This window comes from Methanimicrococcus blatticola (genome assembly GCF_004363215.1).
Classification (GTDB): domain Archaea; phylum Halobacteriota; class Methanosarcinia; order Methanosarcinales; family Methanosarcinaceae; genus Methanimicrococcus; species Methanimicrococcus blatticola.
Window position 1 is genome coordinate 439281 of record NZ_SNYS01000005.1, and the last position, 7751, is coordinate 447031.

The 7751-nt window shown below is 44.7% G+C and carries 4 protein-coding genes; all 4 read left to right on the top strand.

Annotated elements, in window-relative coordinates; all coding sequences use genetic code 11:
• Positions 1–6 precede the first annotated feature (6 nt).
• Entirely contained in the window at positions 7–1146 is a 1140-nt protein-coding gene (gene cfbD / locus C7391_RS02065) for a Ni-sirohydrochlorin a,c-diamide reductive cyclase catalytic subunit (RefSeq protein WP_133516869.1), read from the top strand.
• Positions 1143–1943 carry a Ni-sirohydrochlorin a,c-diamide reductive cyclase ATP-dependent reductase subunit gene (gene cfbC, locus C7391_RS02070; RefSeq protein WP_133516870.1) on the top strand — a complete coding sequence of 267 codons (801 nt, stop codon included), beginning with the start codon at positions 1143–1145 and terminating at the stop codon, positions 1941–1943. Before cfbD ends, cfbC begins: the two co-directional genes overlap by 4 nt.
• An 86-nt stretch (positions 1944–2029) precedes the next feature.
• Positions 2030–3493 (top strand): Ni-sirohydrochlorin a,c-diamide synthase, encoded by a 1464-nt coding sequence (cfbB, locus tag C7391_RS02075; protein WP_133516871.1) that lies wholly within the window; start codon positions 2030–2032, stop codon positions 3491–3493.
• Between the two features lie 339 nt (positions 3494–3832).
• Positions 3833–7751: InlB B-repeat-containing protein (locus tag C7391_RS02080; protein WP_166627361.1), on the top strand; the 3919-nt coding region annotated here is incomplete at its 3' end.

Genomic DNA, 7751 nt, shown 5'->3' on the forward strand with positions numbered 1-7751 from the left:
TGAAAAATGACGGAAAAAGAAAAATTAATTATTCACCCGAGGCCGAGCTCAATTGTGGCCTCGCTTTACACGCTTCGCGATTTGAATGTGGATGTCGCGATTTTGCACGGCCCGCCCGGCTGCTCTTTTAAACACGCCCGATTGCTTGAAGAAGACCGTCTCCGCGTTTTGACAAGCGCAATGGATGAAAATGATTTCGTCTTCGGCGGACGGGAAAAATTGGAGCGGACAATTGACAAAGCCATCGAACTGTTCAGCCCGAAAACAATCGCCTTGGTCGGCACCTGTACCAGCATGATTATCGGCGAAGAGCTGACAGATTCGGCAGCGTACGCGCCTGACGGCGTGGATGTCATCTGCGTTGAAACGCATGCAGGCTACGCCAACAACACCGACGGTGTCATTTCCGTTCTGGAGCCTGCCATGGAATGCGGCATGATAACGGCGGAAGAACTGGAGCGTCAGCGCCGTTTGCTCACGGAAGCAACGAATGTTGAGATTCGGCACGGTGCCGCCAGCAAAGGATATTTGGCGCCCTCCCGCGGCGACATCAAATACAAAGCGGCCGAAAAGTTGATTGAATTAATCCGAAGCGGTAAAAAAATAGTCGGCATCTTAAACGCCAAAAAAGAAACGGCTTACATGTTTGCAGATGAATTGATTGCGCTTTACGAAACGGCAAGGCTTTTCGGAATGGAAGAAAACATCACGATTTTTTCAAACACCGATATCACCCTCGGTTTACCGCGTGTGAAAGAACACGCCGTCAACGTGATGAAAGCGTTTGACGAGCAAAGCGTTCCCGTTCACGAAATTATCGGCGGATTGGATGAATATGCCGTCACGGCCGGCAATGTGAAAGATTTGATTTTAAACAAATACGGCGGCTTTGACGTAGCTGTGATTGCCGGTGTTCCGCATGCGTTGCCGATGGAAGCGTTTGCCGGAATGGAACTCTTTTCAATTACAAACGGCCCGAGACAAGTCGCGCCGCTTAAAGACATGGGCCATCAGCATGTGATGGTGGAAATTGATCTGCATCCGCAGACGCTCGGCGTGACAAAAATCGTTCCGTCAGAATTCGGCGACACGCTTCGTGCGGTGGCGACCGATGTTATGGCAGCGGAAATCGGAGAGAAAAAATGAAGAAGATTATTGCAATTTACGGAAAAGGCGGCATCGGAAAATCCAGCACGGCATCCAACATCGCGGCGGCCTGCGCGATGAACGGCAAAAAGGTGATGCTTATCGGCTGTGATCCGAAGAGTGACTCCTCTATCACACTGCTCGGCGGCAAGCGGATTCCGACGGTTTTAGACGTTTTGAGGGAAAAGAAAAACGTTGAAAAGGAAGACGTAATTTTTGAAGGATTCGGCGGCGTCAAATGTATGGAAGTCGGCGGTCCCGAGCCCGGTGTCGGCTGTGCCGGCCGCGGTATTATTGTCGCGATTGAAACGCTGAAAAAGATTTATCCCGAATATTTGGACAATGATTTGATTATTTACGATGTCCCTGGAGACGTCGTTTGCGGCGGTTTTGTTGCGCCGATTAAAAAAGGATTCGTCAATGAAGTTTATGTTTTGACATCGGGCGAATACATGCCGCTTTATGCCGCCAATAATATTTGCCGCGGTTTTAACAAAATCGGCATGGAACTCGGCGGCATCATTTGCAATTCAAGAAACGCCGACCGCGAAAAAGAGCTGGCAGAAGAATTTTCAGACAGAATCGGAAGCAAACTTATCGGTTACATCCCGAAAGACCCGCTCGTTCAAAGCTGTGAACGCGACGGCTTTTCCGTCCTTGAAAAAGCACCGGATTCCGAAATTGCCGGCGTTTACAAACAATTGGCAGAAGATTTGCTCGCCAACACCGACCGCGTGAAGGCAACCCCGCTTGACGACGATGCACTCAGAGAACTGTCAAAAAAATACAGCGACTGAGAGACACAGTGATCGGGAGATGCAGCGACTGAGAGATGCAGTGACTCATATTTATTTTTTTATTTTATAAAACAGGAGATTAAATTATGACATCCGACAACCGTCAGATTCCGAGAATTTTGATATCGGCAGACCGCTCCTCATCAGGAAAGACGACCATTTCAATGGGTATTATGGCTGCATTGAAAGCGCAAGGCTACGTCGTCCAACCGTTCAAGGTCGCGCTCGATTACATTGATCCGGAATACCACACGGAAATTGTCGGGCGCCGCTCCCGAAATTTAGACGGTTACCTGATGGAAGAAGAGGGAGTCATTGATGTTTTTACCCACGCCTGCAATTCAGAAGAAAACGACGGCAAACCCGCAGATATCGCCGTGATTGAAGGCGTTCGCGGCCTTTATGAGGGTCTTACCGCCGACACCGATATGGGCAGCACGGCGCAGATTTCAAAAATGCTGAAATGTCCCGTCATTATGGTGATAAACGCCCGCAGTATGACCCGTTCATGTGCCGCGCTCATCAAAGGTTTTGCGTCATTTGATTCCGATGTGAATATTGCCGGCGTCATTTTGAACAATGTCGGCAGCCAAAGACATGCCGATAAAGCGGTAACCGCAATTGAAAGCACAACTGGAATTCCGGTCATCGGCGTTGTTTACAGAAATCCCGATTTGGATTTATGGATGCGCGAACTCGGTTTAATTCCGATTCCTGAAGGGCGAAAAACCTATGACCGTTTTGCCGAAAGAATTCGAATTATTGAAAACACTGTTCGTGACAGCGTTGATTTAGAGAAACTGATTCAAATTGCAAACACGGCCGGACCGATAACGCCGCCTGCCAAAAGCCGTTTTGAAGAACGGCAACCCGCTGCCGGAGAAATACCGCCGAAAATCGGCGTGGCTTTTGATGAAGCTTTTAACTTTTATTATCCAGACAACATGGATTTACTTCAGGCAGAAGGCGCGGAAATCGAGCTTTTCAGCCCGCTTCACGATTCAAAACTGCCGGATGTTGACGCGCTTTACATCGGCGGCGGCACGCCTGAAATTTTTGCTTTGGAGCTGTCGTTGAATACTCCGATGAAAGAAGCGATTGAAGAAGCATCGGCAAAAGGCATGCCGATTTTTGCAGAATCGGCCGGCATGAATTATTTAACCAAAAGCATGACGATAAAAACACGCGATGCGCCGGATGTCACGTTCGATATGGTCGGCATTTTTGACTGTGACACCGTTTACGGGAGCGGCAAACGCATTGTAACATATACAAACGGTGTTTTTGAGAAAGATACGCCGATCGGAAAAAAGGGAAACAAGTTCATCGCCCATGAATTCCATCACTCAATTTTAGAAAACATTTCAGATGACATTGAATATACGATTGACGTGACGCGCGGCATCGGCATTAAAGATAAAAAAGACGGAATGATTGTTAAAAACACAATCGGCACATACATTCACTATCATGGTTCGTCTTACACGGATTTTGCAAAAGATTTTGTCGAAAGTGCGCGCAAATATCATAAATATCAATCCGGCAAATGAAAAAATAAAGTGAGAGAAATAAAAAAAATCAAAAACAGAGCAAACAGATAAAAAGAAAACAATAAGAGAAGAAAATATCTCAAAAAACGATTTGTTAACTTGAATAGAATAAAAAAAGAAAAAGAATATATACCTATTCGCAGATACTTTTGATTAAGGACTAAAAATTAGAGCGTTTAAGAGTCTTTTAAAAAACAAAATTTAGAATAATAAATAATATTCAAAAAAATAAAAACGGTTTAAAAACGGGCCATTGGAGCGAAAACAATGGCAACATTAAATAAATTTTTAAAAACGATAATTTGCATTGCAATATCAGCTGTGCTGGTATTTTGTCTGATGTTATTCCCGCTTGTATTGGGAGATGAAACAACAGCAACCGTCAAATTTTATTCTGACGACAAACTTTACAATACCCAAACGGTGACTGTAAGTGAAACAGTGTCTGTCCCGACAGCACCGCCTCTCCCCGCCGGAATGATTTCGTTTGTCGGCTGGTCTGCAGATAAAAACGGATTAGAGAATATATACGACTTTTCAACACCGGTTACAGGAGACATGAGTTTATACGCTCAGTTCTCCGACGAATATTTAATCTCCTTTAAAGATGCGAGCGACCACATCTACGAAACACAACTCGTAAAAGCCGACGGATATGCCGAGCAGCCTGAAACGCCGCCGGTCAAAGAAGAAAGCTTGTTTTTATACTGGACAGTGGAAGACAGCGATGAAATCTATTATTTTGATTATCCCGTCAACAGTAACATTGTTCTGACCCCAAATTACGGCAGCGCGTATTGGGTTTCATTTGAGTCCATAAGAGGAACGCCTGTTGCAAGTCAAACGGTGGAAGAAGGTAAAACCGCAACCAAACCCGCGAATCCGACTCGAGAAGGATATACATTTTCCGGTTGGAGTATTGACATGAATACGGGTCCGAGCGATACATGGAATTTATTTGATTTTTCACAGCCGATTACCAAATCCATCATACTGTATGCGATTTGGAAACCCGACCCTTCAAATATGCCTGAAGTTGAAGTCGTTATTTGGAAAGAAAAAGATGGATTGCCGTTTGAATTTCTCGAAATGGATCCGAACAATTACGTTTACCACGATTCCTATTATATGGAAGCACTTGCCGGTTCAGTCGTAGAATTAACGGAGAATGATATCAAAACAATGGCAGAAGATAAAATCCCGCCGGCCAGTTATTATAAAGGATCTAACCCCACCGTTATCAAAGAAAACGGAACAACCATAGATGTGTATTATGCCAATACGATTTACAATGTTTCTTTCGATTTAAACGGCGGAATATTGGTCAAGGGACAAATAAACAACAATTATACAGCCGAAATTAAATCCGGAATGAATTTGGAAACAGTATGGCCTGTAAACGAAAAAAATTATTTCTATATGTATAAAAACAACTATGTTTTTTACGGATGGGAACCGCCTTCAAATTTGAACCCCGATATGATTAGCGATAATGAAACAGGTCCTGTTATTTGGGCATCAACCCCTGTTATTTGTACACCGGATATGCTTCCGAATCCTGGAAACGGTTTACGAGATGATAATTTCACGGTAAAAGCAAACTGGATAAGCAACTCGAGCAGCACAAATGTCACTTTAAATTACATGTTTGAAGCATTCCCAGGAGAAATGCCAACCGGAGAACTTGGAGTGGATTTCGTCATATATGATGATAAAATCTATTTCCGCGACTCACGCTATGATCAGTCGACTGCAATAACAAAATACACCTCCTTTTTCGCAAAAAAAATTGATGGGATGGAACCGGTTCAAAAAAACGCGATGAAATTAAATTCCGTAACAAAACAATTGGAAACAAATGCAATCGGAGCTCCCGACCAATATTTGCTTTATGACCGCCTGCGCTACAATTTGGAATTTAATGCAATGGGCGGAGATGCGCCTGCAAACATGACCGGCATTCCGACAGGGCAACCTTTGAGTACTTTAGCAATCGAAGCTCCGACATGGGCCGAGCATGATTTTGTCGGCTGGTATGAAGATGCCGGTTTCAATAAACCTTTTGATTTGAATAATTCAACGATGCCGAGTCATAATGTCGTTTTGTACGCGCGTTGGGAAACAGATGATTTGACTGCAACATTTTATGATAAGGAAGGCGGCACTGTCTTAGGCACTCAGCATATTGCATCGGGCGATACCGTTCATACCCCTGAACACAGCGATCCGCACTACAGAATAATCGGAGACGCATACGAAGATTTGGGAATTTTCAAAGGCTGGTATCATACAAAACCAAACGGCTTGGTTGTCCCATATGATTTTTCGAGCGAAGCCATTTATGAAAATATTGATTTGTACGGAATGTATCAAGTTGATGGCTATAAAATTATTTATGATAAAAACGGCGGAACAGGAGACGCTCCGATTGATAATGGCGTGTATAAGTTGAATGTTTTGGCGGAAGTAAAAGATGCTCAACTGACAAAGGATAACAAATCGTTGGCAGGATGGCAGGAAAAAGGTAAACCGGGAACGATTTATTATCCGGGTTCATTTATTGAAATGTACGGCAACGTTAATTTTGAAGCCGTTTATACAGGAAGCGGGCCTTTAACGGACATTATTTACAACTCGAATTTCGGGGAAACACCTGAAATTATAACAGACCAGGCTTCAGTCGGCGACATATATCAAACAAAAGATGAAAACACATTCATTCGACCAGGTTACTATTTGGTAGGATGGTATGAACAGATTGATGATCTTGATTTGTCTTACATCCCGGGACAGACTATGACTGTTCCGCCCGGTGGGGCGACGCTCTATGCACATTGGGAACATGACGGTGACACATTTTATAACGTGACATATGACGCAAACACGGGAACAGGCGGAACGACGATTCAAGGGCTCCTTCCTGATGAACCGTATACTGTTTTAGATGATTCGGAAAGCGGCGCAAATGTTCAAAAACCGGGATTCAATTTCCTCGGTTGGAGTGAAAATTCAACGGCGGAAACGCCCGATCCAAAATACGACCCCGGAAAAACAATCTGGCCCGCAGATAATTTGACGCTTTATGCGGTGTGGAAACATGATGATACGACGTATTATAACGTGACGTACAAAACAAACGGCGGAACGGGAACCGATTACACAGTGTCTGTCATTCCGGGAGATGAACATACAATTGTCACGAACGGAACGGCCAATATGTCAAAGTACGGATTCGTGTTTGAAAACTGGACGGAAAATGCGGACGGATCAGGAACGGTTTACACGGTCGGTGAAACCGTAACGCCGACAGATAACATGACGGTGTACGCGAAGTGGAAACATGACGAGACGACGTATTATAACGTGACGTACAAAGCAAACGGCGGTACGGGAACCGATTACACGGTGTCTGTCATTCCGGGAGATGAACACACAATCGTCACGAACGGAACGGCCAATATGTCAAAGTACGGATTCGTGTTTGAAAACTGGACGGAAAATGCGGACGGATCAGGAACGGTTTACACAGCCGGCGAAACCGTAATGCCGACAGATAACATGACGGTGTACGCGAAATGGAAACATGATGATACGACGTATTATAACATAACATACAAAGCAAACGGCGGAACGGGAGCCGATTACACGGTGTCTGTCATTCCGGGAGATGAACACACAATCGTTACGAACGGAACGGCCAATATGTCAAAGTACGGATTCGTGTTTGAAAACTGGACGGAAAATGCGGATGGATCAGGAACGGTTTACACAGCCGGTGAAAACGTAACGCCGACAGATAACATGACGGTGTACGCGAAGTGGAAACATGATGAGACGACGTATTATAATGTGACATACAAAGCAAACGGCGGAACGGGAACCGATTACACGGTGTCCGTCATTCCGGGAGATGAACATACAATTGTCACAAACGGAACAGCCAATATGTCAAAGTACGGATTCGTGTTTGAAAACTGGACGGAAAATGCGGATGGATCAGGAACGGTTTACACAGCCGGTGAAAACGTAACGCCGACAGATAACATGACGGTGTACGCGAAGTGGAAACATGATGAGACGACGTATTATAATGTGACATACAAAGCAAACGGCGGAACGGGAACCGATTACACGGTGTCCGTCATTCCGGGAGATGAACATACAATTGTCACAAACGGAACAGCCAATATGTCAAAGTACGGATTCGTGTTTGAAAACTGGACGGAAAATGCGGATGGATCAGGAACGGTTTACACGG